The sequence below is a fragment of the Streptomyces sp. NBC_00045 genome, assembly GCF_045041095.1.
Lineage (GTDB): Bacteria > Actinomycetota > Actinomycetes > Streptomycetales > Streptomycetaceae > Streptomyces.
The window spans coordinates 2764579-2790304 of record NZ_CP108271.1 but is presented as its reverse complement, the minus strand read 5'-3'; the positions used below and the strand labels follow the sequence as shown (position 1 = coordinate 2790304).

The 25726-nt window shown below is 71.3% G+C and carries 29 protein-coding genes; 17 read left to right on the top strand and 12 right to left on the bottom strand.

Annotated features, from left to right (window positions below; all coding sequences use genetic code 11):
* Positions 1-22: 22 nt before the first annotated feature.
* Together OHA65_RS13115 and OHA65_RS13110 are read right to left on the bottom strand one after the other, a co-directional pair.
* Positions 23-532 carry a nucleoside-diphosphate kinase gene (locus OHA65_RS13115; RefSeq protein WP_327283307.1) on the bottom strand — a complete coding sequence of 170 codons (510 nt, stop codon included), beginning with the start codon at positions 530-532 and terminating at the stop codon, positions 23-25.
* 320 nt (positions 533-852) lie between these two features.
* The gene (locus OHA65_RS13110) at positions 853-1134 is read right to left on the bottom strand and encodes a hypothetical protein (RefSeq protein WP_327283306.1); all 282 of its coding nucleotides are present in this window, start codon (positions 1132-1134) and stop codon (positions 853-855) included.
* Positions 1135-1336: 202 nt separating this feature from the next.
* Between OHA65_RS13110 and OHA65_RS13105 the strand changes: the two genes are divergently transcribed.
* Together OHA65_RS13105 and OHA65_RS13100 are read left to right on the top strand one after the other, a co-directional pair.
* Positions 1337-2401, top strand: coding sequence for a helix-turn-helix transcriptional regulator (locus OHA65_RS13105; protein ID WP_327283305.1), 1065 nt, complete (start codon positions 1337-1339; stop codon positions 2399-2401).
* A gap of 176 nt (positions 2402-2577) precedes the next feature.
* Complete coding sequence (locus OHA65_RS13100; protein ID WP_327283304.1) at positions 2578-3060, top strand: NUDIX hydrolase; 483 nt, start codon at positions 2578-2580, stop codon at positions 3058-3060.
* A 167-nt stretch (positions 3061-3227) separates the two neighbouring features.
* On the opposite strand, the gene OHA65_RS13095 is transcribed toward OHA65_RS13100, so the two are convergent.
* The gene (locus tag OHA65_RS13095; protein ID WP_327283303.1) at positions 3228-3866 is read right to left on the bottom strand and encodes a hypothetical protein; all 639 of its coding nucleotides are present in this window, start codon (positions 3864-3866) and stop codon (positions 3228-3230) included.
* On the opposite strand from OHA65_RS13095, the gene OHA65_RS13090 reads away from it, so the two are divergent.
* Genes OHA65_RS13090 through OHA65_RS13070 form a run of 5 tightly spaced genes read left to right on the top strand, consistent with a single transcriptional unit; the run spans position 3812 to position 7218 of the window.
* On the top strand, positions 3812-4159 hold the full coding sequence (locus OHA65_RS13090; protein ID WP_405761900.1) for an SdpA family antimicrobial peptide system protein: 348 nt from the start codon (positions 3812-3814) through the stop codon (positions 4157-4159). The two genes, OHA65_RS13095 and OHA65_RS13090, sit on opposite strands and share 55 nt — an antisense overlap.
* Positions 4150-5109 (top strand): sporulation-delaying protein SdpB family protein, encoded by a 960-nt coding sequence (locus OHA65_RS13085; protein WP_328762666.1) that lies wholly within the window; start codon positions 4150-4152, stop codon positions 5107-5109. Before OHA65_RS13090 ends, OHA65_RS13085 begins: the two co-directional genes overlap by 10 nt.
* A gap of 40 nt (positions 5110-5149) precedes the next feature.
* Positions 5150-6076, top strand: coding sequence for a heme ABC exporter ATP-binding protein CcmA (ccmA, locus tag OHA65_RS13080; RefSeq protein WP_329313457.1), 927 nt, complete (start codon positions 5150-5152; stop codon positions 6074-6076).
* Positions 6063-6896: a hypothetical protein gene (locus OHA65_RS13075; protein WP_327283300.1), complete on the top strand. Its 834-nt coding sequence runs from the start codon at positions 6063-6065 to the stop codon at positions 6894-6896. Before ccmA ends, OHA65_RS13075 begins: the two co-directional genes overlap by 14 nt.
* A gap of 19 nt (positions 6897-6915) precedes the next feature.
* Entirely contained in the window at positions 6916-7218 is a 303-nt protein-coding gene (locus OHA65_RS13070) for a hypothetical protein (RefSeq protein WP_327283299.1), read from the top strand.
* Positions 7219-7324: 106 nt separating this feature from the next.
* On the opposite strand, the gene OHA65_RS13065 is transcribed toward OHA65_RS13070, so the two are convergent.
* A complete protein-coding gene (locus OHA65_RS13065; RefSeq protein ID WP_327283298.1) occupies positions 7325-8491 on the bottom strand; it encodes a glutamate--cysteine ligase in 1167 nt (388 codons plus the stop codon).
* 204 nt (positions 8492-8695) lie between these two features.
* Here OHA65_RS13065 and OHA65_RS13060 point away from each other — a divergent pair, with 204 nt between their 5' ends.
* The gene (locus OHA65_RS13060) at positions 8696-9958 is read left to right on the top strand and encodes an MFS transporter (protein ID WP_327283297.1); all 1263 of its coding nucleotides are present in this window, start codon (positions 8696-8698) and stop codon (positions 9956-9958) included.
* A 77-nt stretch (positions 9959-10035) separates the two neighbouring features.
* Here OHA65_RS13060 and OHA65_RS13055 read toward each other — a convergent pair whose 3' ends face one another.
* On the bottom strand, positions 10036-10398 hold the full coding sequence (locus OHA65_RS13055; protein ID WP_327283296.1) for a cupin domain-containing protein: 363 nt from the start codon (positions 10396-10398) through the stop codon (positions 10036-10038).
* Between the two features lie 49 nt (positions 10399-10447).
* Between OHA65_RS13055 and OHA65_RS13050 the strand changes: the two genes are divergently transcribed.
* A complete protein-coding gene (locus tag OHA65_RS13050) occupies positions 10448-11275 on the top strand; it encodes an AraC family transcriptional regulator (protein ID WP_327283295.1) in 828 nt (275 codons plus the stop codon).
* 185 nt (positions 11276-11460) lie between these two features.
* On the opposite strand, the gene OHA65_RS13045 is transcribed toward OHA65_RS13050, so the two are convergent.
* On the bottom strand, positions 11461-12804 hold the full coding sequence (locus OHA65_RS13045; protein WP_328762659.1) for a carboxyl transferase domain-containing protein: 1344 nt from the start codon (positions 12802-12804) through the stop codon (positions 11461-11463).
* A 17-nt stretch (positions 12805-12821) separates the two neighbouring features.
* Positions 12822-13703, bottom strand: coding sequence for a hypothetical protein (locus OHA65_RS13040; RefSeq protein WP_327283293.1), 882 nt, complete (start codon positions 13701-13703; stop codon positions 12822-12824).
* 69 nt (positions 13704-13772) lie between these two features.
* On the opposite strand from OHA65_RS13040, the gene OHA65_RS13035 reads away from it, so the two are divergent.
* A complete protein-coding gene (locus OHA65_RS13035) occupies positions 13773-14207 on the top strand; it encodes an Lrp/AsnC family transcriptional regulator (protein WP_327283292.1) in 435 nt (144 codons plus the stop codon).
* On the opposite strand, the gene OHA65_RS13030 is transcribed toward OHA65_RS13035, so the two are convergent.
* Together OHA65_RS13030 and OHA65_RS13025 are read right to left on the bottom strand one after the other, a co-directional pair.
* Positions 14204-15775, bottom strand: coding sequence for a GAF domain-containing protein (locus OHA65_RS13030; RefSeq protein WP_327283291.1), 1572 nt, complete (start codon positions 15773-15775; stop codon positions 14204-14206). The genes OHA65_RS13035 and OHA65_RS13030 overlap by 4 nt on opposite strands.
* Positions 15772-16809: a rod shape-determining protein gene (locus tag OHA65_RS13025; protein WP_327283290.1), complete on the bottom strand. Its 1038-nt coding sequence runs from the start codon at positions 16807-16809 to the stop codon at positions 15772-15774. The genes OHA65_RS13030 and OHA65_RS13025 overlap by 4 nt, the downstream gene beginning before the upstream one ends.
* Before the next feature lie 219 nt (positions 16810-17028).
* Here OHA65_RS13025 and OHA65_RS13020 point away from each other — a divergent pair, with 219 nt between their 5' ends.
* Positions 17029-17715: a triacylglycerol lipase gene (locus tag OHA65_RS13020; protein ID WP_327283289.1), complete on the top strand. Its 687-nt coding sequence runs from the start codon at positions 17029-17031 to the stop codon at positions 17713-17715.
* A gap of 27 nt (positions 17716-17742) precedes the next feature.
* On the opposite strand, the gene OHA65_RS13015 is transcribed toward OHA65_RS13020, so the two are convergent.
* Positions 17743-18324, bottom strand: coding sequence for a hypothetical protein (locus tag OHA65_RS13015; protein ID WP_327283288.1), 582 nt, complete (start codon positions 18322-18324; stop codon positions 17743-17745).
* Positions 18325-18510: 186 nt separating this feature from the next.
* Here OHA65_RS13015 and OHA65_RS13010 point away from each other — a divergent pair, with 186 nt between their 5' ends.
* A complete protein-coding gene (locus tag OHA65_RS13010) occupies positions 18511-19140 on the top strand; it encodes a hypothetical protein (RefSeq protein WP_327283287.1) in 630 nt (209 codons plus the stop codon).
* A gap of 40 nt (positions 19141-19180) precedes the next feature.
* On the opposite strand, the gene OHA65_RS13005 is transcribed toward OHA65_RS13010, so the two are convergent.
* Positions 19181-19603 (bottom strand): MarR family transcriptional regulator, encoded by a 423-nt coding sequence (locus OHA65_RS13005; RefSeq protein ID WP_327283286.1) that lies wholly within the window; start codon positions 19601-19603, stop codon positions 19181-19183.
* 113 nt (positions 19604-19716) lie between these two features.
* Between OHA65_RS13005 and OHA65_RS13000 the strand changes: the two genes are divergently transcribed.
* From OHA65_RS13000 to OHA65_RS12990, 3 genes are all read left to right on the top strand, one after another.
* Positions 19717-20736: an NADP-dependent oxidoreductase gene (locus tag OHA65_RS13000; RefSeq protein WP_327283285.1), complete on the top strand. Its 1020-nt coding sequence runs from the start codon at positions 19717-19719 to the stop codon at positions 20734-20736.
* 64 nt (positions 20737-20800) lie between these two features.
* Positions 20801-21223: an organic hydroperoxide resistance protein gene (locus OHA65_RS12995; protein WP_327283284.1), complete on the top strand. Its 423-nt coding sequence runs from the start codon at positions 20801-20803 to the stop codon at positions 21221-21223.
* Positions 21224-21290: 67 nt separating this feature from the next.
* Positions 21291-22286 carry an EI24 domain-containing protein gene (locus OHA65_RS12990; protein ID WP_328762655.1) on the top strand — a complete coding sequence of 332 codons (996 nt, stop codon included), beginning with the start codon at positions 21291-21293 and terminating at the stop codon, positions 22284-22286.
* A gap of 19 nt (positions 22287-22305) precedes the next feature.
* Here the strand turns inward: OHA65_RS12990 and OHA65_RS12985 are convergent, their stop codons facing one another.
* The gene (locus tag OHA65_RS12985) at positions 22306-23031 is read right to left on the bottom strand and encodes a hotdog fold domain-containing protein (protein WP_327283283.1); all 726 of its coding nucleotides are present in this window, start codon (positions 23029-23031) and stop codon (positions 22306-22308) included.
* Between the two features lie 131 nt (positions 23032-23162).
* Here OHA65_RS12985 and OHA65_RS12980 point away from each other — a divergent pair, with 131 nt between their 5' ends.
* Both OHA65_RS12980 and OHA65_RS12975 read left to right on the top strand, forming a co-directional pair.
* Positions 23163-23750 carry a DUF1707 and DUF4190 domain-containing protein gene (locus OHA65_RS12980; protein WP_328762653.1) on the top strand — a complete coding sequence of 196 codons (588 nt, stop codon included), beginning with the start codon at positions 23163-23165 and terminating at the stop codon, positions 23748-23750.
* A gap of 258 nt (positions 23751-24008) precedes the next feature.
* On the top strand, positions 24009-25715 hold the full coding sequence (locus tag OHA65_RS12975) for a hypothetical protein (RefSeq protein ID WP_327283281.1): 1707 nt from the start codon (positions 24009-24011) through the stop codon (positions 25713-25715).
* The last annotated feature ends 11 nt before the right edge of the window (positions 25716-25726 follow it).

Below are 25726 nucleotides of genomic sequence, written 5' to 3'. Positions count from 1 at the left end.
GATAGGTGACATCCGTCCGGGCTCAGTACGTGAAGATCTCCGCCAGGGTGCGGTAGTCATGGAGCTCGTCCTTGTCGAACCAGAGGTCGACCTCCATGTCGGCCTCCTCCTTGTTGCCCGAGGCATGCACGAGGTTCGCCACGGCCTTCCCGGAGGCGGCGCTGGCGCCGCGGCTGTAGTGCGAGAAGTCGCCCCGGATCGTGCCGGCCGGGGCCTCGTTCGGATACGTGCTGCCGACGATCTTCCGGACCGTCGCGACGGCGTCGAAGCCCTCCAGGACGAGCGCGATGACCGGGCCCTGCTGCATGAACGTCGCCATGAGGTTGTAGACCTCCGGGCCGAGCCGCTCCTCCAGGTCGAAGTAGTGGCGCCGAGTGAACTCGGCGTCCATCTGCTTCATCTTGATGCCGACGATCTTCAGCGCCGCGTCCTCGAAGCGGGCAATGATCTTCCCGCCGAAGCCGCGGACCAGAGCGTCGGGCTTTAGGAGGACGAGCGTGCGCTCCACGGTGTTTTCCTGATCCTGGGCCATCGATTCCCTTTCAGCTTTCAGGTAAGCCATATGACGGGCGCTCAGCGCCTCGCTCGCCTGAGGTTACCGGCGTCGAAACCCCCTTCTGTGCCAGTTAGTTGACTTATATAAGGGTTATCGGCCAAGTGGCCGAGACTGCCGCTCGATGAGCACCCAGTGCAGCTGCTCCAGGCGGAAAACACACTTCCTGCACGCGTGGATCTCGACCTCGACGTCGCCCACGGCGATGGAGCCGATGACGGCCACCTCGACATCAAGCCGTTCGCACCGGAAACAGCTCCCGCTGGTCCACTCGAACCGCTGCCACAGCTTCTGAGGCTTCACGCGGCCGGCTGGCCGCGAGCCGGCCGGAGGCCGTCGATCGGGGCCGCCCGCTCCCTCCCGCCGCCCTCCGGCCGCAGCCAGGCGCTGGTGGGAGGACGCTCGGAGTAGTAGGGCCACGGCTGCACCTCACCCTGGCGGCCAGTGCCCGTGTCGATGACCAGCGCGCGGACCGTGAGCCACTCCGGCAGCGAACTCCAGCCAGCCGCGGCTTCGACGGTCACGGGGCGCTGCGATACGGCCTGGACCGCTCCTTCGGGGTCGTGCGGTGCGGGCTTCATGGCTTTGCCATCTCCGATCTCTCGGCCTGAAGAAGACGGGTGCAACGGACGAGCGTCATCAGCCGAAGCCAGTTGATGCAGGACGAGTTGTTCGCGTCTTCCAGCGGTGTTCTCGGTCTGCTGCGACAGTAGCCAGGGCGCCCAGTGACACCCCGGAAAAACCTTCCGGGGTTCACTTCGGCCACGAGGTGATGATCAGGACATGCGAGGTATGACAGAGAACCTGACCATCGGCGAGCGCATCGCCTGGTATCGGCGTCGGCGTGGCCTCTCCCAAGAGGTACTGGCTGGCCTTGTCGGCCGTACCACGGACTGGCTGAGCAAAGCGGAGAACAACCGGATCGAGCTCGATCGTCTCTCGGTGATCACCTCACTCGCCGAAGCCCTCGACGTCTCGCTCGGAGACCTGCTCGCCGAACCGGCGCTCATGGAGTGGTCAGCCGACAGCGGCCACCGGACGGTTCCCGCGCTGCGGGAAACGCTCATGGACTACAAGCAGCTCGGCCCTTTACTGGGAGCCGCCAGCGACGAGGACCCACCTGCCCTGCAGGAGCTTCGAGGCAACGTGGGCGACGTGCTCGATGCCTACCAGGCATCTCGATACGGCTTCGCCACCCGGCGCCTCCCCCTTGTCCTGGCCGATGCTCTCGCCGCGTCCCGCGCCTACACGGGGCACGAGGCGGAGGAAGCCCACGCCCTGCTCGCTCTCGCCTACCACGGCGCCGCCATGGTGCTGGGCAAGGTCGGGGAGTCCGAGCTGGCATGGATCGCCGCGGACCGCGGCCTGGCAGCAGCGCAACGCAGTGGCCGCAGCGAAGTCACAGGATCGCTCTTCCGAGCAGTCACGCACTGCCTCCTGGCCACCGGACGCTTCACAGCCGCAGTTCAGCTGGTGAACGATGCGGCAGCCGTTATGCAGCCGGAGCTGGGCAACGCCAACGACGAGTACCTCTCGGTGTACGGCACGCTGTTCCTCACCGGCGCGATGGCCGCCGCACGGGCAGAAGACCGGGCGACCACGCAGACCTTCCTCCGGGAGGCGAACGAGACCGCGCAGCGACTCGGCGCCGACGCTAATCACATGTGGACCGCCTTCGGCCCGACCAACGTGGCGATCCACTGCGTAGCCACCGCCGGCGAATTCGGCGACATCCAGATCGCCGCGGACCTGGGCTCAGGAATCGACACGACTGCGCTGCCCGTGGAGTGGCGCGTACGGCACAGCCTCGGTCGCCAGGGCGCTGAGCTCCTGGAACCGCACCGATGAAGCCCTGGCCGTCCTGCTGGAAGCGGAACAGGTCGCCCCCGAGCAGGTGCGCCACCACTACCTGAGCCGGGAACTGGTTATCGGCTGGATACGCGGCACCAGGGGCCGGCCTGCCCGTTCCGTCGCAGACCTGGCCCGCAGGTTGGGCATCGTCGCGGGCGGCTAGAGTCCGATCTGTGAGCGAGAACGAGCACGAAGCGAAGATGGCCCGCCCCCGCATGGCAGCCGGCGCTCTCTTCTTCGGCGAAGCCGATCGAGTCCTCCTCGTGGAGCCGTCCTACAAGGACTACCACGACATCCCTGGTGGCTACGTCGAAGAAGGCGAGTCGCCCCGGCAAGCCTGCGTGCGCGAGGTCCAGGAAGAACTCGGCATCACACCCCACATCGGCCGCCTCCTCGTCGTCGACTGGGCACCGAACCCGGGTGAGGGGGACAAGGTCCTCTACCTCTTCGATGGCGGCCGCCTAAGCGCACATGATCGCCGACAGATCGCACTGCAGGCGGACGAGCTCCGCAGCTACGACTTCCACAACGCTGACCAGGTAGCGGATCTCACCATCCCTCGCCTGGCGCGCCGAATCGCCGCTGCCATCCAGGCACGAGCCGCCGACCTGACTACCTATCTGGAGCACGGGGAATCGCCGGAAACGGGGACATAACCAATCACCCGAGACCCAGCCACGGAGGACGCGGATGTCCGTGCAGACTGGGTATCGGTGGATGATGTCAATCAAGGGTCCCGCGCTCCCAAGCCAGTGCAACAGCACGAAGACCGATCGTGCACTAGCGCAGCTGCTGCCCTACGAGGCCTATGCTCGGGGAGCTATCAGGCGTATAGCGAACCGTACTTCTCGAAGGCGGCATCAATGTCCTCGGTATGCCTAACGTCAAGCGCCGCTGTGCGCTGTTCGACTCTGCACAAGTTCAGCCGCAACAGCCGCCCATCTGTCCCCTTCGCTACAGCATCTACGCGGGCATAAATGTCGCCATGCTTGGCGGCGTAGGCCGCCAATGCGCGCAGTTTGTTCACGGCATCGGCAAGGTGCGTGCCGTGAGGGTCGACGATCGACACAGAAACTTCGCCATCCGCGCTTCGATGGAAGAAGATGAAATCGGGATACACGGCTTGCTCTGATTCGTTGGCGTAGGGGATGCGTAGGGCACGCCGACCTCCCGTGGGGTTGCGATACCAGCCCAACAGGGCAGGATCGGCGAGTTCAGCGTCGAGGATCTCCCGTTCCCATCCGTTTGCCACATGCGGGTACAAGCCATCAGATTCTGCGACGTACAAGTGTTTCTGATCGGTCGAAGCCTTCTCCAACGGGCGGGCATTGATCGCTGTCGGGAGGATCAGACGCGTCTCTTCCGCACGGGCGGATTGCTCACGCAATTCGTCGTACTCACCCCGACGTGCAGCCGGCAGGCTATCTACCCGGCGTCGGTACTTCCGGTCAAGCTCGCGCACGTAGGTGGCGGCTGCGGCTTCTGGAGCGGAGTCAGCGGGCCCAGGGTCCAGAGATCGCTTACCTTGAAGCCGCAGTGGCCAACTGGGCTGAATGTTCCGGAACGCCGGAGCGCTGCCTTGCCGAGGCAGCGGAAATGCCAGCTGCAAAAGTCAAGAACGGTAGTCCCGTCCCGACCGTCTGCGGTGATTCGTTCATCACCCAGGAAACGGTCGTCCCCTGGTCGTATCGGGATCTTGTGAAGTACGACCGGCGCATCACGAAAATCGCCCACCTGGATGTCTCATGTCCATAGTCGCATTCATTGACGAACAGGCTGCAAGCCTGCAGCACCACCTCGGACGATTCGATTTCCGGTCCCGTTGGTTGGGAGCCGGGCGTTCGCTGATCTGCTTCGCCGAGCTGACGGTGGTGCTCCTGACGCCGGCGAAGGCGCTGCTCATCCCTGTCCTGACCATCACCGAGGGTGCGCGTTGCGATGGGGTGCGGAGCGCCTCTGCCTTCTGCGTGGGCGGCGACTCCAGTGCCGAGTACGCCCGGTGGCTGCTGGTTGCCGTGCTGCTGGTCGCGGCCAGCGGGTATCGCCCCCGGTGGACGGTGCTCCCGCAGCTCTGGGCCGTCTACTCGATCGCCGTGAGCATTTCCGTGCCGGATGGCGGCGAGTCGGTCGGCCTGATCATCTCGCTGCTCATGCTGCCGATCTGCCTGGCAGACGACCGCAAGTGGCACTGGAGCAGCGCGGACGAACCGCTCCGGCTGAACGGGCACGCGATTGCCTTCGCCGCCTTCTGGGCGATCCGCATACAGCTCGCCTACCTCTACCTCGACACCGCCATCAGCAAGTTCGGCGTATCCGACTGGGCCAACGGCACCGCGGAGTACTACTTCCTGCGGGACAACATGTTCGGCATTAGCGAACCACTGGACGGACTGTTCCTGGAACTGTCCAAGATCCCTGTGGTGGTGGTCGGCATGACCTGGGGGGCGCTGGTCGTGGAGCTGATCATCGCGGTGTGCCTGCTCGGGTCGGACCGATGGCGCAAAGTCGCCCTGGTATTTGACGTCCTGCTCCATGGGATGATCATTGTGACCATGGGGCTGTGGAGCTTCGCCCTGGTAATGATCGGCTGTGCGGTCATCGCCGCCACGCCCACGTCGGTTGCCCCGCGGGCCGAGGAACCGAGCGAACCGAATGAGGGGAAGCCCGCATTCGCCCGGTCGCCGAGCGAAATCGGCGCGGCCTGACGGAAGGATGACTGATCATCTGCGGTGCGAGGTTGGACCCATGGCCACACTGACGGCAGAGAATGTCTGTGCAGGGTATCGGAACAACGTTGTCTTACGGGATATCAATCTCGAATATGACCCGGGGGTTCACATACTGGTCGGACCCAACGGTTCCGGCAAAACGACGGCCTTCCGGGTTCTCTCCGGGATCCTGCCCCCGACACAGGGGACCGTCCTGGTCAACGGCAAGAACCCCCACCGCCAGGCGGATGCGAAATCCGCGATCGGCCTCGCCGGCCATCGGTCGGCGCTGGCGCACCGGCTGAGCGTGGTGGACAACTTGCGCTACTGGGCCCGTGTACTGGGCCTGGCATCTGGGCCTTCGGAGGCACGGATCGCCGATGTCCTAGCGCTGCTCGGACTGGAGGGACTCGCCGATGAGCGGGTCGGCAGCCTGAGCCGCGGCCAGAACCAGCGAGTCGGCCTGGCCAAAGCGTTCCTCGGCCGCCCCCCGATCCTGTTGCTCGACGAGCCGATGTCCGGTCTCGATCCGACCATGGCAGAGCAGCTGTCCGACCATCTGAAGGGGCTGGCCGATCACGGCCACACCATCGTCACCTCCACGCATGCCCTGACCGAGGCGCACCGGCTGGCCGACGACGTCACAGTCCTGCACGGCGGCCGGATCGCCGGTCGCGGCGAGCCGGCGGCGCTTCGGGCAGCCCTGCTGGGCAGTTCCTATCGCCTGCAGATACGCGGCACGGGTGACATACCCGCCGCCTTGGAGAGACTGGGCCATCGTTGGGAGCGGCAGAGAACAGGTCCGATCGTCGTCGAGGTGGCCTCCGAGAAGGCCGCGGAAATCCTGGTGGCGGGGCTGGTCGGACAAGGCGTGGGGGTGCATGAGGTGGTACCCGTGCGCAACCCGCTGGAGGACGTCTACCTCCGGCTCCAGAAGGAAGGTACGGCTCGTGACACGAAGTGACGCGGCGCTCTACCTGGCGCGGTCGCGGACTCTGGCAACGGCGCTGCTCTGGCGGGTGCGGAGGGAACGATTACGGAGTCTCGCCACTGTCTTCCTCCCCTTCGTCCTGACACTCGCCTCGGTTGTCGCCCTGCCGCTGGCCTCCGATGACAGCGGCACGAACGGCGCCGCCGGCAGCGCCGCACTCGGCCTCCGGTACGGGGCCACCGGCGATGCGGTCGCCGCCGGCCTTCTGATGACGCTGATTCCCGGCGTGGTGGCCGTACACGGCACCCTCGGCGCGGGCCTGGCCGTACGGAACGTCATCGGCGCCGAAGCCGGGGTCGGCGCGCTGGAGGCGATGCTGGCGGCTCCGTACACCGCGGCCGGCATCGCCGGCGGGCTGCTCGGTTACGCCCTCGTCGTCACCACCAGCCAGTGGGTGGTGATGACCGCGCTCGGCGCACTGGCCCTGGCCATCTCCGACTGGCTCCACCACGACAGCCTTTCGCCGGACGGTGGATACCTGGCATTGGCCCTTGGCCTGCCCCTGCTGGCGGCCTGGGCAGGTGCCGCCCTCGCCCTCATGCTCAGTCTGCTCTTCCCGCGCCTGGCCCAACCGGGGCAGGCAGGCCTTGCGGGCAATGGCGGCGCGCTCGTCAGCATGGTCGCCATGGCGCCCGGCTTCGGAGCCCTGCTGGTGCTGGCGCTCGGCCTGACCGAACTCGGACCGATCAGGCTGTTGATCAGCGCAGGCGGCATCACCGCCCTGATCACGGTGTGCGCCCTGGTCGGCGCCGCACGTGGATTCCGTCCGGAATCGGTACTCGGTTCCTCCTGATCGATCCAAGGATCTGCTGATGACGAAACTGATTGTCGACATCCGGCCTTCCCTGGTCGCGCTGCCGTTCCACCGCGCTTTCACCAGGCCGCTGCTGGAGATCGACGGCGTCGAGCGGGAAGCGGCGTGGGGAACGACGGAGGTCGCCGTCGAGGCCGGGGCGCACCGCTTGGCGGTGTACTTCCGCTATCGCGGACAACGAACGGCCCGGCTGGGCGTGGGGCACGAGGAGTTCACGGTGGACGGTTCGATGTCTGAACTCCGAGTGACCGCACGGCTCGGCGCGCGCAACGGGAGCAGCTTCCGCGTGGTCATCGGCTGACGGTGCGATTCGGCGGCGCGTCGTCGCCCCTCCGGCGGTCGGCGCCGAGCCCGGGACAGCCGCAGGCGAAGAGACGTTCTCGCCTGCGGCTTCGGCGTATCGGATGCTAGAAGTTCTCCGTCTCGTCCGCCAGGTGGCGCAGTACGTCGTTCAGGTCCTGGCGGCGGGCGTAGGCCGCGCGTTGGCGGTGGGCGCCCGAGCCGTCGCGCAGGAGGCCTCCCAGGGTCTTGGCCGCGTGGTCGAGCTCGTCCGACGCCGCGAGTTCCGTGGCGACCAGGTCCAGCAGGGCCTCCGCCAGGTCCGCCGCCGGGAGCTCCGCGCCCGTGTACGGGTCCAGACCGAAGCCCTCCAGCCCGTCGTGGGCCGCCCGCCAGCGCGCGAGGCGCAGTACGTCGTCCCGTAGCGCCGGTTCGGGACGCTGCTCCGCGATGTCCCGCAGGGCCGTCGCCACCAGGGCGCGGACCAGCTCGGCCTGGAGGATCGCCGTGTCGATGTCCGCGGACATGTCGGGTGCCCGGATTTCGAGCGTCGGCCAGTGCCCGGACGGGCGCAGGTCCCAATAGACCATCTTGGTGTCCAGTGCCGCCCCGGAGCCGAGCAGGGTCTGCACCGAGCGCCGGAAGTGGGCCGTGGACGTGAAGTGCGGGGGCAGTCCGGCGGAGGGCCAGCCCGACCAGGCCATCGCCCGCCAGCTGGCGTGACCGGTGTCACGGCCACCCCAGAACGGCGAGTTGGCGGCCAGCGCGATCAGCGTGGGCAGCCATGGTCTGACCCGATTGGACACCGCCACCGCCGTGTCCACGTCGAAGGTGCCGATGTGGATGTGGCGGCCGCAGCTGACCAGGGTGTCGGTGAGCGAGCCGAAGCGGCGGTGCTGCTCGCGCTGGCGCGGCTCGTCGTCGGTCAGGTGCAGCGGCCCCTCCACGGCCACGACCGGCGAGGGCGAGGCCAGCAACCGGCAGCCGTGGGCGCGGGCCGCCCGGGCGAGGGTGCGCCGCAAGGTGGCGAGCTCCTCGCGCAGCACGGTCGCGGAGCCTGCGACCGGGGTGGAGATCTCCACCTGGTAGCGGGTGCCCTCGGGGTGCACTTCGTGGGGCAGGCCCGCGGCGGTGGCCAGGACGAGCGGGGCGGCCGGAACCACCCGGAAGGTGTGGTTGTCGACGAGGAGGAACTCCTCCTCGACACCGACGGTCAACGGGGCCGTGAGGGGAGCCGCGTGGACGCCGTTGTCCGCGCTGCCGGTGCTCGTGGTGCTGTTGCCAGGTTCGATCACTACGCCTCCCTGGACATACGAGTCTTTTCATCATGAGCTGAACGCCACGGCGGAGCGCGGGTCGATTCAGTCAAATGTCCTGCGACAGTGGCGAGTTACCGGCAAGGAGCCGCCCGGTCTGAGGCCGCCGGTCAGCGTGGGGCGGCTGGTGCGGTGCGGGAAAATCCCGGGGTCCGGGCGGAGGGCCGCTGGTTATCATCCGCTGTGACCGGTACGAGCACTCCCACCCGACGCCCGACGCGGATATTCGCGGACCTGACCCCGCTGCGCACCTCACCGGACTACCGCCGGCTCTGGGTCGGCAGCACCATCTCCTGGATGGGCCAGGCGATGACCTCCCTCGCGATCTCGCTCCAGGTCTGGGACATCACCCGGTCCAGCTTCTCCGTCGGGCTCGTCGGACTCTTCTCGCTCGTCCCGCTCGTCGTGTTCGGCCTGTACGGCGGGGCCATCGCCGACACCGTGGACCGGCGCAAGCTCGGCCTGTACAGCTCCCTCGGCCTGACCGCCCTGTCGACGGCGCTGGCCGGCGCCGCACTGTTCGACTACCACCGGGTCTGGCTGCTGTACACGGTCGTCGCGCTCCAGGCGGTCTGCGGCGCCCTCAACGGACCCGCCCGGTCCGCGATGATTCCCCGGCTGCTCCCCGCCGAGCAGTTGCCCGCCGCCAACGCGCTGAACTCGGTGACCATGACCTCCGGGACGATGATCGGCCCGGTTCTCGGCGGACTCGTCGTCGGTTGGTGGGGCTACCAGGCCGCCTACCTGATCGACGCCGTCACCTTCTTCGCCGCGCTCTACGCGGTGTGGCGGCTGCCGGCGATGCTGCCCGCCCGGGAGAACGGCGGGCGGGGGCGGGCCTCCGTACTGGACGGGCTGCGTTTCCTCGGCACCCGGCCGAACATCAGAATGACGTTCTTCACCGACATGTCCGCGATGGTGCTGGCCAGCCCGAGGGCGCTGTTCCCGGCCGTCGCCGGGCTCTGGTACGGCGGCGACGCCAAGACCGTCGGCCTGCTGGTGGCCGCGCCCGCCGTCGGGGCACTGCTCGGAGGCCTGTTCTCCGGCTGGCAGGGCCGCATCCGCCGGCACGGCCTGGCGATCCTGCTGTCCGTCGCGGGCTGGGGGCTGGCCGTGGCCGTCTTCGGGCTCACCCGGAACCTGTGGCTCGGACTGTTTTCCCTGGCGGCGGCCGGTTGCGCCGACACCATCTCCATGGTGTTCCGCTCCACGATGATGCAGGCCGCGACCCCCGACGAGATGCGCGGCCGCCTCCAGGGCGTGTTCATCGTGGTCGTCGCGGGCGGGCCCCGGCTCGGGGACTTCCTCGCCGGGACCGCCGCCGACCTGACCTCCCCGGCCGTGGCGATCACGGGCGGCGGGCTTGCGTGCGTGCTCGTGCTGCTCCTGCTGGCCCTGCGCTGGCGAGGCTTCGCCCGCTACGACGCGAGGTCGCCGCAGGCGTGACGCGCGAGGCATGAGGCGTGACGCGCGAGGCATGAGGCGTGAGGCGTGACGTGTGGCGCGTGACCCGTGATGAAGGCTCAGGCGTCGATCGGCTCCCGGGTACGTTCGCCGCCCGCACCGCCCGTGTTGACCGTGCCGGCCGGCTCGAACAGCAGGATCGAGACCTCCTCGTCCGCCGCCGGGCAGTGCTCGACCCCGCGGGGGACGACGTACAGCTCGCCGGGGCCGAGGACCACGTCCCCGTCACGGAGGCGGATCGTGAGGGTCCCGCTGACGACGAGGAACAGCTCGTCGGTGTCCTCGTGGCTGTGCCACACGAACTCGCCCTGGAGCTTGGCGGCCTTGACCTCGTAGTCGTTGATGCGCGCGATGCGGCGCGGGGCCCACTGCTCGTCGAACGCGGACAGCTTCTGTGCGATGTTCACCGGATGCGTTGTCATGGGGAGAGGCTGCCCGGGTGGGCCGGGGGCCGTCTTGTACGTTCCTGGCATGGCCGCGATCCGTCCGCGCAGCACCGTCTCCGCTTGGCAGCCGTCGGTTCCGGGCGTCGCCGAGGTCTTCCACGCCCGTTTCACCGACCACGCGTACCCCGCCCACGTGCACGACACCTGGGCGCTGATGATCCTGGACGGCGGCCGCGTCGACTTCGCGCTGGACCGGGAGCGGCACGGCGTCGGGGTTTCGGACGCGGTGATCCTGCTGCCGCCCGGCGTCGTGCACGACGGGCGGACCGTCACCGAGGCCGGCTTCCGCAAACGGGTGCTCTACCTCGACACCTCCGTCCTCCCCGAGCACCTGACCGGCGCAGCCGTCGACGCCCCACTGCTGCACGACCCCGCGCTGCGGGCACGTGTGCACGGGCTGCACCTGGCACTGGGCTCGCAGGAATCCCCGGCCGAGCGCTTCGAGGCGGACTCGCGGCTGGCCTTCGTCGGGGAGCGGCTGCGGATGCGGCTGGCGGGCCGGGAGAGTACGCCCGGCGGCGGGCCGGGCGGTGCGGGCACCGCCGTACGGCTGCGCGAGCTGCTCGATGCGCGGGTGGTGGAGGGGGTCACCCTCGCGCAGGCATCGGCCGAGCTGGGACACCTCCATCCCACGCACCTGATCCGCAGCTTCCGGCAGGCGTACGGGCTGCCGCCGCACGCCTATCTGACCGGGCGGCGGGTGGCCCGGGCGCGGCAGCTGCTGCTCGCCGGGATGCGGCCGGCGGCGGTGGCCACCGCGGCCGGGTTCTACGACCAGGCGCATCTGACCCGGCACTTCGGGCGGTACGTGGGGATCAGTCCGGCGCGGTTCGCCCGGTCCGGGCGGGTGTGAAGGGGGCCGGCGGGTCCGTTGTCGCCCGAGTGGCCGGTCCTGGTGCGTCGTGCCGGCCGGAGCGGCCGCGGAGGACCGGTCCCGTCCCTGCGCCCGGCCCCGTAGGGCCGCGCGACGGCGAACCAGGCCTCCGCCGGGCGCGCCGGGAACCGACCGCGCGCCGCCGTTGCGCGCGGGGGCGGGGGTCAGGCGGGGGCGACCACGCCGCGGGCGACGCCGAGGGCGACCAGGTCCTGGGGGCGGATGCGGAGCTGGTCCGCCGTCGACGGGGCCTCGGACGCGGGACGCTTGAGGATGGCCGCCGCCAGCTCGGGGGCGATCACCGAGAAGTAGCTGTCCGGGGTGACCCAGGTGTTCCCCGGTGCGGCCAGGGCCAGCGCCCCGCCCGAGCCTCCCTCGCCGATCAGGAGGGTGGTCACCGGGACCCCGGCCGCCGCGACCGCCGCGAACGTGTCCGCGATGGCCGCGCCGGCGCCGGCGTGTTCCGCGGCGGCGTCGTTGGCCGCGCCGGGGGTGTCGACCAGGGTGAGCACGGGGATCCCGAGGCGGTCCGCGAGGCGGATCACGCGGGCCGCCGTACGGTATCCCGCCGGGCGGGTCGCGGTGCCGCACTGGGCGGCGTACGCGACGGCCCGCCCCTCCCGCAGCCCGAACCCGCACAGCATCCCGGGGTCGACGGCGCCCGCCCGGTCCCCCGAGAGGGGGAGGCGGAGCGCGAAGTACGCGTCCAGGTACGCCCCGGCGCGCGGCCGGTCCGGGTGACGGGCCTGCCGTACGGCGTCCCAGCCGGTCGGCGGAGGAGGTACGTCCGACAGCGCCGCCGGGGGCTCGACCGGTTCGGCGGAGCGGGGCGCGGCCAGGACGCGGAGCCAGTCGGCCAGCGTCGCGGGCAGTTCGGCGGCCGGGACGACGGCGTCCACGTGGCCGGCGGCGTACTGCCCCTCGGCGGTGTACGCCGCCGGGTCCGCGTCCGCCGGCCGCACCCGGGAGCCGGCGAAGCCGACCTGGGCCCCCGGGAGCGCGAGCACCACGTCCGCCCCGGCGCCGAGCGTGGCCCAGCCGCCACCGGTGGTGGGATCGCGGAGCACGGCGATCTGCGGGAGCCCGGCGGCCCGGGTCAGGACGGACTGGCGTGCCACGCGCTGGAGTTGGGTCAGCGCGAGCATGCCCTCCTGCATGCGGGAGCCGCCGGTGGCGATCAAGGACACGAGGGGGAGGCGGTGTTCGCGAGCGTGGGTGTAGGCGGCTTCGAGCCGGTCTCCGGTGCGTTCGCCGAGCGAGCCGCCCAGGAAGCCGAACTCGAAGGAGATCACGGTGGTTTGACGGCCGCCGATGAGGGCGGTCCCGGTGACGACGGACTCCTGCTCGCCGGTCCGCGTGGTGGCGCGGGCGCGGGAGTCGTCGTATCCGGCCCAGGTCAGGGGGCCGTCGGGGGCGGAATCGCGCCGGGGGGCGGGGAGTTCGGCGAAGCTGCCGGGGTCGGCCACGGAGGCGATGGCCGCGCGGGCCGAGAGGCGGGTCGTCGTCACGGATTCACCCTATGGGGTCACGTCAGGCTCGGCAGGGGGAAAGCGATCTTCAGGGCGTAGGCGGCGACGAGGCCGTAGCCGAGGCGGAAGGTCCAGGCGCGGGCGGTGGGGGAGATCTTGCGGCCCGCGAAGGCGCCGAGGGCGACGAGGGTCTGCTGCCAGAGGAGGGAGGCGGCGGCGACGCCGCCGAGGAAGACGGCGGCGGTGGTGGGGGTGGTGAGGGTGGCGGCCTGGGCGGTGGTGAGGGCGGCGAAGTAGAGGGCGGTGGTGGGGTTCACGGCGGTGAGGCCGACGTACCGGGTGAAGGCCCGCGCCGCACCGCCCCTGCCGTCCGACCGGGCCCCGGTCCCTGCCCCGACCCCGGTCCCTGCCCCGACCCCGGTCCCTGCCCCGACCCCGGTCCCTGCCCCGACCCGGGGCCCGACCTCGGCTCCGGTCAGGGGTTCCGGTGCGGGGAGGCCGGCGGGGTGGGGCCCTGCGGGCGGCAGTTCCCCACCCCGCCCCTTCCCGAAACCGGGGCTCCGCCCCGGACCCCGCGCCTCAAACGCCGGCGTGGCCGAGGGGTCGGGGTTTCGTCCCGGTCCCTGCGCCTCAAGCGTCGGCGGGGTTGGGAGGGTGGGGCGCAGGCCATGGGCGGCGATGCAGAGGAGGATCGCCGCCGAGGTGAGGCGGATCCAGGCTTCGATCGGGGAGACGTGCGAGGCCACCCAGGGGCCCAGGGCCGTGGCGAGGGCCGCGTAGGCGAGGTCGACGGTGGCGATGCCCGCCGCCGCGGCCATCGCCGTGCGGCGGTGCCGCACCGCCTCCTGGAGCAGCAGCACGCTCATGGCACCCATCGGCATGGCCACGCCCAGGCCCGCGACCGCGCCCGACAGCGCGGGGGAGAGGAATCCGTTCATGAGGGGAGGGTGGGGGGCGGGGGTGCGGGCGCAGCGGCGCATATCGGCCCCGGCTGCGAGAATCGCGGTATGGACCGCCTCGACAGGGAAATCCTCGGCATCCTGCAGCAGGATGCGCGGATCTCGTACCGTGACCTCGGCGTCCGCGTCGGGCTCAGCGCCAACGCGACCGCCGATCGGGTGCGCCGGATGCGGCGGGACGGGGTGATCCGGGGGTTCACCGTCATCGTGGATCCGGCCGCCGACACCCGGGGCGGGCTCGTGGTGTTCATCGATCTCGTACTGCGCCAGGACGTCAGCAACGACGAGTTCGAGGCGAAGGTCGCCACCCTTCCGGGGATCACCGAGGTGGTGCACGTGACGGGGGAGTACGACTACCTCGTACGGGCCCGGGCCGCCGATCCTGCCGCGCTCGACGCGCTGCTGCGCCGGCTCAAGCGGGAGGCCGGGGTGGCGCAGTCCAGTACCCGGATCGCGTTGCGGGCCGCCCACCGGCCGGCCTAGAACGCCGCCTGCCACCGCAGGGTCGTTCCGTGCGTTCCCTTCTCCGTGCGGCCGTCGTCGGTGACCGTCAGGCGGACGCGGGTCGGGGTCGCGTCCACGTCGACCTCGATCGACGTGACCGCCGGGCGGCGGTGGGCCGCGGCCAGGGCACTGCGCAGGGCGGACAGGAGGTCGCCCGCGGCCGGCTCCGCGACGAGGGCGTCGACCGCGCCCGCGAAGCGGACCGAGGGTTGGAAGCCCAGCAGGACCGCCGCCCCGCCCGTCTCCCGCAGGACCCGGCCGCGGAACGTCGTCGGCGCGTCGGTCGGCGGCTGCTGGAGGGCGAAGATGGCGGTGCGGACCTCCTGAATGGTGGAGTCGAGTTCGTCCACCGCCCGGCCGAGTTCGTCGCCGACCGTGTCCCCGGACGGTGCGGCCGCCGAGCGCTTCTTCGTGCTCTCCAGCATCATTTCCGTCGCGAACAGCCGCTGGACCACCAGATCGTGCAGGTCCCGCGCGATCCGGTCGCGGTCCTCGTAGACGGCCAGCTGCTCCCGGTCGTGCTGTGCGTCCGCCAGTACGAGGGCCAGTGCGGCTTGGGAGGCGAACTGCGAGGCCAGCAGCCGGTCCACGGCGTCGTACGGGCGCCCGCCGCGGGCCCGTGGCAGGGCGAGGGTGCCGATCAGCTGGCCGCTGCTCTGGAGCGGGAGCATCATGCTCGGGCCGAATCGTTCCCGCACGTGCGTGGTCATCCGCGGGTCCGTCGCCGAGTCCTCGATGAAGACGGGTTCGCCGCCGAGGAGTTGTTCCAGGACCGCCGAGCCGGGGGCGATGGCGGTGCCGATCAGGTCCCCGGTGTCCCCGTGGGTGGAGGCGGCCACGATCTCCATGCCGCCCTCCGGGGTCGGCTGGAGCACCACCCCGGCCGCCGCGTCGGCGAGCAGCCGGGCCCGTTCGGCCACGCACATCAGCGCGTCCGCGGCCGGGCGGCCGGCCAGCAGGGTCGTGGTGACGGCGGCGGCACCCTCGATCCAGCGTTCCCGGCGGCGCGCCGTCTCGTACAGCCGGGCGTTGCCGATCGCTATCCCCGCCTGGGAGGCCAGGACGCGCATCAGGGCGAGGTCCTCGTCGGTGAACGGCCCGCCGCCCTGCTTCTCGGTGAGGTAGAGGTTGCCGAACACCTCCGTGTGGACCCGGATCGGGACGCCCAGGAAGCTGTGCATGGGGGGATGGCCCGGCGGGAACCCGGCCGAGCGCGGGTCCTTCGACAGGTCCTCCAGCATCAGCGGGCGCGGATCGGTGATCAGCGCGCCGATCACGCCCGTGCGTCCGTCGGGCAGGTGGGGGATCGCGGCGCGTTCCGCCTCGCTCAGCCCGGCCGTGTAGAGCTCTGTCAGCCGCAGGCGCTCGGGGTCGATGACCCCGAGCGCCCCGTACCGGGCCGTGCACAGCTCGGTCGCCGATTCCACGATGTGCTGGAGAGTGGCCTGCAGCTCCAGTTCGGAGCCGACGCTGAGCACCGCCTCCAGGAGTACGGGCAGAGTCGCCCGTTCCGCGGGGTCGGCCGGCTCGGGCTCCGCGTTCGTCATTCGGCCAGCGGGTTGAGGACCATCGGGGCGATCTTCCCTTCGAGCATCATGCCGAGACCGAGGATGGCGCACACGTCCGGCCGCTCCGCGATGGCGACGGGCATTCCGGTGGCGTCGCGCAGCATCTGGTCCAGGCCCGGCAGCAGGGCGCTGCCGCCCACCATCATGATCCCCCGGTCCGTCAGGTCGGCGACCAGGTCGGGCGGGCAGTCGCGCAGCACCTTGCCGATGCCGTCGAGGACGGCGGTCAGCGGGGTGTGGATGGCGTCACGGACGGCGGCGGTGTCCACGTGGACGGAGCGGGCCAGCCCGGTGGCCACGTCGCGGCCGTGGATGAGGGTGGAGGCGGGGCCCCCGTCGGTGATGCCGTTGCCGTGCAGGGCCAGCTGGAGCGGCCGGACGGCCTGGCTGGGCAGCATCAGCTCGTGTGCGTGGCGCAGGTGCTGGACGACGGCGTGGTCGATGGCCTCGCCGCCGACCGGGATCCGCTGGGCGGTGACGATGGAGCCGAGGGAGAGGACGGCGACCTGGGTGGCGGCGGCCCCGCACACCATGATCATCGTCGCGGTCGGCTGCTCCACGGGCAGGCCGCAGCCGACGGCCGCCGCGATCAGGGTGTCGACGAGTTCGACGCGCCGGGCCCCGAGCCCGACCATCGTCTCGACGGCGGCCCGCTGGGCGAGCGGGTCGGCGTCGTGCGGGGTGCAGGCGGCGGCGCGCAGCCGGGGCTTGCGGCGCAGGGCGCGGCGCAGCTTCTCGCCGAGGAGGTGGCGCAGCATCCGCTGTGCCATCTCGATGTCGACGACGGTGCCGCCGGAGACGGGGCGTACGACACGGATGTAGTCGGGCGTGCGGCCCGTCATCCGCTCGGCGAACGTCCCGACCGCGATGAGTGCACCGGTACGGGTGTTGACGGCGGCGACGCTGGGCTCGTCGACGACCAGGCCGGCGCCCTTGACGTAGACGCGGGTCCTGGCGGCTCCCAAGTCGACGGCGACGTGGCAGCGGCGCAACTGCTCAAGACTGACGGTCACGGCAGATCCTCCCGAGAGCGCTAACGCAAGAAGACCGGCGACTGCCGGCTGCATTTCATATCTTCTCGGGCGAATGGGGCATAGCGCCCGTTGGGCTGCTCCGGCCGGGTGTGTCGCACGGGGCGAGAGGTGCTGCACGGGGGTGGATTTCTGTACCGACAGGCAGCACCATGCGCGCACTGACCGCGCTACTCGTGCGTAACAAGGTAAGGGGACCCCATGCTGACGCCCCGCCAGAAACTGCTCGCGCTCCTGACGCTCTGCCTGGCCCTGCTCGCACCCCTCCCCGCCCGAGCCGCCGCGCCCGTGCAGTCGCACAACCCGGTCGTCTTCATCCACGGCTACAACGCCGACCCGGGCGTCTGGGGCGGTCTGCGCGAGGACCTGCGCGCCGCCGGGTACACGGACTCGGAGCTCTTCTCCTGGGGATACGACACGCACCAGTCCGTCAACGAGGTCCTGTCCGGGCAGCTCGGCGCGTACGTCGACCAGGTCCGCCGGCAGACCGGCGCCGCCAAGGTCGACGTCGTGGCGCACTCCCTCGGCTCGCTCGTCGGCCGCTGGTACGTGAAGTTCGGCGGCGGCACCGCCACCGTCGACCACTGGGTCTCGCTGGCCGGCCCCAACCACGGCACCTCCACCGCGTGGGCCTGCGCCCTGTGGGACCAGGCGTGCCGGGACATGACCCCCGGTTCGTACGTCGTGAAGAACCTGAACTCCGGGGACGAGACGCCGGGCGCGGTGAAGTACGCGACCTTCTGGTCGAACTGCGACGAGGTCGTCAACCCGGACAGCAGCGTCCCGCTCGCCGGCGCGGCCAACACGCCCGTCGGCTGCATCAAGCACAACGACCTGCTGGGGGACGACGCCACCTCGGCGGGCGTCCGCTCCTTCCTCGCCTCCTAGATCCCGACCTCCGGGGCCCCGGCGCCCTCAGATCTCGACGCCGTCCACCGCGAGGCGCTGGAGCAGGCCGTACGTGAACTCCGCCACGCACGGCCTCCCCCGCGCGGTGAACGCGAGGCGCCACCGGGTCGGCGCCGTGCCCTCCATCGGGCGCACCGGGGCGAAGGCCCGCGCCACCTCGTCCACCGTGGCCGACCACGGCCGCAGGTCCTGCACCGTCTCCAGTACGGGCCCCCGCGCGCCCGGGGCCCGTACCAGCCACTCGTTCCACACGGCCCCGTCCGGGGCGGCCAGCACCTCGAAGCGCAGGTCGGGCCAGAGCGGCACCGGCCACACCAGGGCCTCGCACTCCAGGTCGCCGATCGTGCGGGCGGCCGTCGACTCCGGAGGGCCGAGCACCGAGCGGTAGCGGGCCAGCGCCCCGCGCGAGCGGGGCGAGCGCACCATCGCCTGCCAGCGCTTGTTCGCCTCCCGCTGATCGGCGAGCGAGGCGCCCAGGTGCTGCCGCGCCGCCTCGGCGAGGTCCGGCCGGAAGTCCGCCATCCGGCGCAGCAGCACCAGCTGGAAGGCGGCCGGACCGAAGGGTCCCGAAGGTGCGGACGGAGTCATGGAAGCCACGATTCCACACAGGACCTCCACGAACCCGCGATACGGATGTTGCGCGGAACCACGTAGCGTGCGGTCGTCATGGACTACTGCCACGCGTGCCGGAGGCACCTCAACGGAGCCCTGGCGTGTGCCGGGTGCGGAACCCCGATCGAGTACCTGCCGCCCGCCGCGCCCGGGGGCTCCGGCGTGCCCGCAGCCCCCTACGGCTCCGGCGCCCCGTACGGCTCTCCCGGTCCGGAGCCCGCCGACCCGTTCGCGGACTCGATCGTCGTGCTGGCCGGAGCCCACGAGGGCCGCTCGGGCGCGCGGCGCCGCGCCACGCACCGCCGGCGCCGCCGGACCGTGCTGACCATCGGGCTCGGACTGGCGCTCGCCGCCGGGGGCACGGTCGCGCTGGCCCGGATCGTCACCGAGGGCCAGAAGACCGACCGGGCCGCCGAGGTCGTGCTCACCGACGGGAACGGCCCGCAGGACCCGGCTCCGCTGCCGAGCGGGCACGGGACTCCCGCCGCGCCTTCGGCGCTGAAGCCGGTGAAGGCCTCCGCGGCCGCGAAGGCCACCGGGGGCGGGACGCGGTCGGCCGAGCCCGGGGCGTCGGCCGAGGGTTCGTCGGAGCCGGATCCGTCTCCGTCGGCCTCCGCATCCGGCAAGCCCGGACCGACGAAGGGTTCCCCCGGCAAGGGGCCGTCCGTGAAGCCCGGTCAGTCCGGGAAGGCCTCGCCGAGCGCTTCCGGGACGGCGCGTCCCCCGTCTCCGGCGCCGAGCCCGAGCCCGACGCCGACCAGCGGCGGCTGCTGGTTCATCTTCTTCTGCTGAGCTCTGCTGAGCAGCCCTTTTCCGCTGCCCGGACCTGCCCTCAGCCCAGCATCCGCTTGAGCAGGTCCCGCAGGACCGCCCGCTCGGCCGCGGACAGCCCGGCCAGCGGTTCGCGAGCGAAGTCCAGCGACTCGCGCAGCCGGTCCGCGGTCTGCAGGCCCTCCTCCGTCGGTGCGGCCAGCTTCACCCGGCGGTCCGCCGGGTCCGGCCTGCGCTCGACCAGGCCGCGCGACTCCAGCCGGTCCACGATGCCCGTGATGTTCGAGGGCTCGCACTTGAGCTGCTGCGCGATCCGGCGCATCGGCATCGGCTCCAGGGAGAGCAGGTTCAGCACCCGGGCCTGGGCGCCGGTGAGCTGGTGGCTGGCTGCCGCGTGCTCGTACTCCTCGTGGTAGCGGGCCACGACGGAGCCGATGAGCTCGACAACCTCAAGGGTCAGGGGATCTGCGCGACGACTGGGCATGGATCCAGAGTACCCATTTACTTGACAACATGAAATATCCAGGCGCATGGTTGTTTCAGTTACTGAAGTATTCCTCGGCGCCCAGGTGCCGACACCTCGATTCGGGAGCACCCATGTCTCAGATCCCCGCCGTCAGCCGCGAGTGGCACCTCGTCCGCCGTCCGCAGGGCTGGCCCGTGGCCGAGGACTTCGCCCTGCGCGAGGTCGAGGTCGCGGCCCCGGCCCCGGGCCGGATCCTGGTGCGCAACCTGCACATGTCCGTGGACCCCTACATGCGCGGCCGGATGAACGACGTGAAGTCCTACATCCCGCCCTTCCAGCTGGACAAGCCGATGGACGGCGGCGCGGTCGGCGAGGTCGTGGCCTCCGCCGCAGAAGGCTTCGAGGTGGGCGACCACGTACTGCACGGCCTGGGCTGGCGCGAGTACGCCGACCTCGACGCCAAGCACGCCACCAAGGTCGACGCCTCGCTCGCGCCGCTCTCCTCCTACCTCGGTGTGCTGGGCATGCCGGGCCTGACCGCCTACGCAGGCCTCTTCGAGGTGGCCTCCTTCAAGGAGGGCGACTCCGTCTTCGTCTCCGGCGCGGCCGGCGCGGTCGGCAGCCTCGTCGGCCAGTTCGCGAAGATCAAGGGCGCCTCCCGCGTGATCGGCTCCGCCGGCTCGGACGAGAAGGTGACGCTCCTCACGGAGAAGTACGGCTTCGACGCCGCCTTCAACTACAAGAACGGCCCCGTCGGCGAGCAGCTGAAGGAAGCCGCCCCCGAGGGCATCGAGGTCTACTTCGACAACGTCGGCGGCGATCACCTGGAGGCCGCGATCTCCTCCCTGAACGTGCACGGCCGCGCCACCCTGTGCGGGGCGATCGCCCAGTACAACGACACCGAGCCGACCCCCGGCCCGCGCAACCTGGCCCTGGTCATCGGCAAGCGGCTGCGCCTGCAGGGCGTCATGGTCGGCGACCACGCCGGGCTCCAGTCGCAGTTCGTCCAGGACGTCGCCGGCTGGCTGCGCTCCGGTGAGCTCGTGGTCGACGAGACCGTCGTCGAGGGCGTGGAGAACGCGCCCGCCGCCTTCCTCGGCATGCTGCGCGGTGAGAACACCGGAAAGATGATCGTTTCCTTCACCGGTTAGGCTCACTGCACACCGTCGTGATCGTGGGCGCGAGTCACGGCGATTACCAGGAGGATCTCTTTACATGTCCATCCAGCAGTCCGATGTCGTCTACACCGCTGTCGCCACCGCCGAGAACGGCCGTGACGGCCGTGTGGCCACCAACGACGGCCAGCTCGACGTCGTCGTGAACCCGCCGAAGGCGATGGGCGGCAGCGGCGCCGGCACCAACCCGGAGCAGCTGTTCGCCGCCGGTTACAGCGCCTGCTTCCAGGGCGCCCTCGGTGTCGTCGCCCGCAACGAGAACGCGGACATCTCCGGTTCGACCGTCACCGCCGAGGTCGGCATCGGCAAGAACGACGAGGGCTTCGGCATCATCGTCAAGATCTCCGCCGTGATCCCGAACGTGGACCCCGCCACCGCCAAGGACCTGATCGAGAAGGCCCACCAGGTCTGCCCGTACTCCAAGGCGACCCGCGGCAACATCACGGTCGAGCTCGCCGTCTGATCCGGCTCGCGCTCACCGGAGGCCGCACCCCGATCCCGGGGTGCGGCCTTCGCCGTAAGCTGTGCCCATGCGTGATCTTGCGGGGGGATTCGGCCATTTGCTGGCCGGACAGAGATGGGTGTTCCGTAACGGCCGGTGGCTGGGCTTCGGCCTGCTGCCCGGGCTGCTCGCACTGGTGCTGTACGCCGGTGCACTCGTCGGGCTCGGCTACGGCGCCGACGACCTGACGGCATGGGCGACGCCCTTCGCCGACGACTGGGGCTCTCCCTGGCTCGGCCTCTTCCGGGGCTTCCTGACCGCCCTGGTCTTCTGCCTCGGCCTCTTCATCGCGGTGATCACCTTCACGGCGGTGACCCTGCTCATCGGCCAGCCGTTCTACGAGTCCCTCTCGGAGCAGGTCGACCGCAGCGTCGGCGGCGACGCCCCCGAATCCGGGCTGCCGCTGGCCCGGGAGCTGTGGATCTCGGCCCGGGACAGCATCAAGGTGCTCGTCCGGGTGCTGCTGTACGGGATCGCGCTCTTCGCACTGGGCTTCATCCCCGTGGTCGGACAGACCGTGATCCCGGTGGTCGGGTTCTGCGTGTCCGGGTTCTTCCTCACCGAAGAGCTCACCGCCGTGGCGCTCCAGCGCCGCGAGGTGGAGCTGAAGGACCGCCTCGCCCTGCTGCGCGGCCGCCGCTCGATGGCGCTCGGCTTCGGCGTACCGCTGGTGCTGGCGTTCCTGGTGCCGCTGGTCGCGGTGTTCCTGATGCCGGGTGCGGTGGCCGGAGCCACGCTCATGGTCCGGGAGCTGCGCGGCGAGGACGAAGAACGAACCGCCGCAGACGGGGCCGAGGACCCAGGCCGTCCTTCCCACCCGCTCCCGCAGCAGCAGGCCCCGTACGCGGCGCCGCAGTACCCGGCCCAGCCCCAGTACCCGGCGCCCCAGCAGTACCCGGCGCCCCAGCACAACCCGTACGCGCAGCAGCCCCCGCAGTACCAGGCCCCGCAGTACCAGCCCCCGCAGTACCCGGGCGGCGGCGAGGCCGGAAACCACGGGCCCGCGTCGAACCCGTACCGCTGACCTCCCCGCGGCCCGGAGCCTAAGCCTGGGAGCGGGGCTCCACCCAGAGGGCTTCGGCGACCGCGCACAGGTCGCCACCGGCGGTGGCCAGGGCCGTGCCCACGCGGTACTTGCGGCCCTCGCTGCCCAGCAGCCAGGCGTACGAGACGAGGCCCTCGCCGACCGGCACCGGCCGCAGTAGCCGCGCGGTCAGGGCGGCGGTGACCGCACCGGCCCGCCGGTCGTCGAGCAGTCGGCCGGCCGCGTTGCCCGGGCAGTCCAGCGCGCCCCACACCAGCTCGGGCGGCAGCAGCCCGTCCGCGTCGCCGAGTGCGGCGCCGGGGGTCCAGGCGGCGGCGACCACCGCGCTCCCCGGCACGCGGCCGCAGTGCAGCCGCAGTCCGGTGTCGGGCGTGCGGTGCAGGCCGCAGCCGAAGCAGTCGACCATTCCGTCCGGCGGAGCCGTCCGGTAGGCCTCGGCCGCCGCCGACGCCTGCTCCCAGGACGGGGCCCCGGGGGCCTCCACGGCCGGCTCGGCCGGGCTCGCCGCCGCCAGCAGCAGCTCACCGTCCAACAGCTCCGCGCCGCCGCCGGCCGTCGGGGCGAGCCGGACCGGGGCCTGCGTGGGCACCGGCCGGCGGAAGTCCACCCGTACGGTCTTCGCGGCCGCCCGCGCGGCCAGCACCCCGGCCACGTAGCCGCCGAACGCCACTCCGGGATATCCGCTGAGGTGGGCCGGAACCGTGATCGTCATCGAGTCGGTCATGCCCGCCACCTCATCACACGCGTCGCCCTCGTCGCAGGTACCGGCCCGGGAGGCCCGCAACTACCGCGGCTGCCCTTTCGTCCTCCATCCTGGAGGCGCGCACCGCGCGCAGGGGTTTCGGAGGTGGCCGGATGGCCGAACAGCCGTGGGGGCAGCCGTACCCGGTCCGCCCGCAGCAGCAGCCGTACGGGCAGCCGTGGCAGCCCGCGCACACCGCGCAGTCCGCGATGCGCGCCTCGCACACGGACCGCGACCGGACGGTGGACGTGCTCAAGGCCGCCTACGCGGAGGGCCGACTCTCCCGTGAGGAGTACGGGCAGCGCTTCGACGCCGTGTACCAGGCGCAGACGTACGGCCAGCTCGCGCAGCTGGTCGCGGACTTGCCGGCGGGGCCCGTGGCGGCTCCGTTCGGTGCCGCGGTGCCCGGGCTGCCGGCCGCTTACGGGCCGCCGGTTCCGATGCCGATGCCCATGCCCGTACCGCACCGTCCGGTCAACGGGATGGCGATCGCCTCGCTCGCGCTCGGCGTACTGAGCCTGCCGACGCTCGGCCTCGCGGGCCTGGGCGCCGTGATCACCGGGCACGTCGCCAAGGCACAGATCCGCGCCCGCGGGGACGAGGGGACGGCTCCCGCGACGATCGGCCTGGTGCTCGGCTGGTTGTCGTTGGGCGGCTGGGTGCTCCTCTTCCTCCTCGCCGGACTCGGCGTCCTCGACTGACCTGCGCCTTCTCCCTGTGGCGACGGCCGCCGTCGCGGAACCCGCACCCGTCACAGGCGGCCCGATAGTATGCGTGGCGGCAAGAGCCGGGGCCGTCCCACACCGTCCCCCGGCCCGCCGCCCGCCGCCCGCCGCACGGGTCCGGAGCCGTCACGGCTTCGGCGCACCGGACCTGCGGGCCCGGAGCCGGGCAGTGGCTCACCGAGAACGCCGACCGGCCGTCGCGCCGCGCACCGACCAGCAGTAGGGACACCGTCAGTGACAGTCAGTACCGAGGGGTCGGCGGCCGTGCGCCCTGTTCCCCCGAGCGGACCGGCCGCGCACGCACCCGGCGCCCCGGAATCCGCGGGCCCGGCCCCGCGCCGCGCGCTGCGCTCCCGCGCTGGGCTCCTGCTGCTGGAAGCCGCCGTGGCGTTCGCCGCGGCCCTGGCCCTCCCGCTGCTGGCGCGCGGGTTCAAGCTCAACCCCCTGAACCGGATCGCGCAGGTCAGCGGCCTGGCCGCGATCCAGCTGCGGTTCGCGCTGATCGGGCTGCTGTTCGTCGCCGCCGTACTGCTGGCGATGCGGCTGCGCGGTGGCCGCCACTTCGACCTCGCGACCCGCATAGCCGCCGCGGCCGTCGCGGGCCTGGCCAGCGGTTTCGTCGCGGCGGGCGCGGTCGTCGCGCTGCTGGGCACGCCCTGGCCGATGTTCGGCCTCAACGGCGACAGCGGCCGGATCGTCGAATGGGCCCACGCCGTCGCCAACGGACAGCCCTCGGGCTCGCCGGTCTACCCGCCGATGCCGCTCTACACCCTGGGCTACTACGCCGAGTGGTTCCGTGGCGGCAACACCGCGTACGCCTTCAAGGACCTGCAGATCCTCGGCGCCGCCGCCTTCGGCCCGCTCGTCTACCTGGCCTGGCGGATGCTGCTGAGCCCGCTCCGGGCGCTCGCCTTCGGCGTCGTGCCCGCCTTCGCGCTGATCGACGCGTACAAGCCGTACAGCCAGACGGTGCTCGCGCTGCTCATCCCGGTCCTGGTCGCGATGGTCGTGGCGCTGCGCCGCAGCGGCACCGAGGGCTGGCGGCCCCTCTTGCTCAAGGGCGCCGGGTTCGGCGCGCTGCTGGGCGTGCTGTTCCTCACCTACTCGGGCTGGTTCCTGTGGAGCGCGGCCGGCGTGCTGTTCGCCGCCCTGCTGTACTTCCCGTGGCGGACGGGCCGGGTCAAGGGCGCGGCGTTCATGGGCGCAGCCCTGGCGGCTTTCCTCGTGGTCGCCGGGCGCTACCTGATGGTCATGCTGAAGGAAGGGCAGACCACCAAGGACTACAACTTCCGCTTCGACAACTTCACCGACCCGGCCTACTACCTGATGTGGCGCACCGACATGCCGGGCAAGGTCGGCGACTGGCCGCCGCCGGGCGAGTTCGGCGGGGTGGGGCTGTTCGCCCTGGTGACCTTCGTCTGCCTGGGCGCCGCGATCTGGCTCGGCCTGCGCAAGCCGCTCGTCGTCACCATCGCCGCGATGTTCATCAGCGCGTGGGTGATGCGCATGTACATCGCCTCCCACATGTACGAGACGCAGACCGTCCAGCTGTACACGCGCACCAACAACCAGCTGCTCTACTGCGGTCTGATCCTGTGCGCACTGGTGGCCCACCTGGTCTCGCTGAAGCTGGCCGAGCGCCGCACCGCGACCGGTGCGGGCGCACCCGTTCCGGGCAGCACCTCCCCGGTTCGCAGCGCCGTCGGCTTCCCCGGCCGCGAGGGAGCGGTGATCGGCACCCTCTGCGCCCTCCTGCTGCTGCTCGGCACGGTCTCCTCCTCGATGTCCGACCGCTACATGCCGGCCCAGGACGGCACCTACCGGATCCTGCCGTGGGTCTCGCACACCATCCGGAAGCAGGACGGGAAGTGCCCGAAGTTCGCGCCCAAGCACGAGTGCTCCAAGGACGGCGACCAGAGCTGGCTGAGCTACATCCGATGATCAGAGGGAAG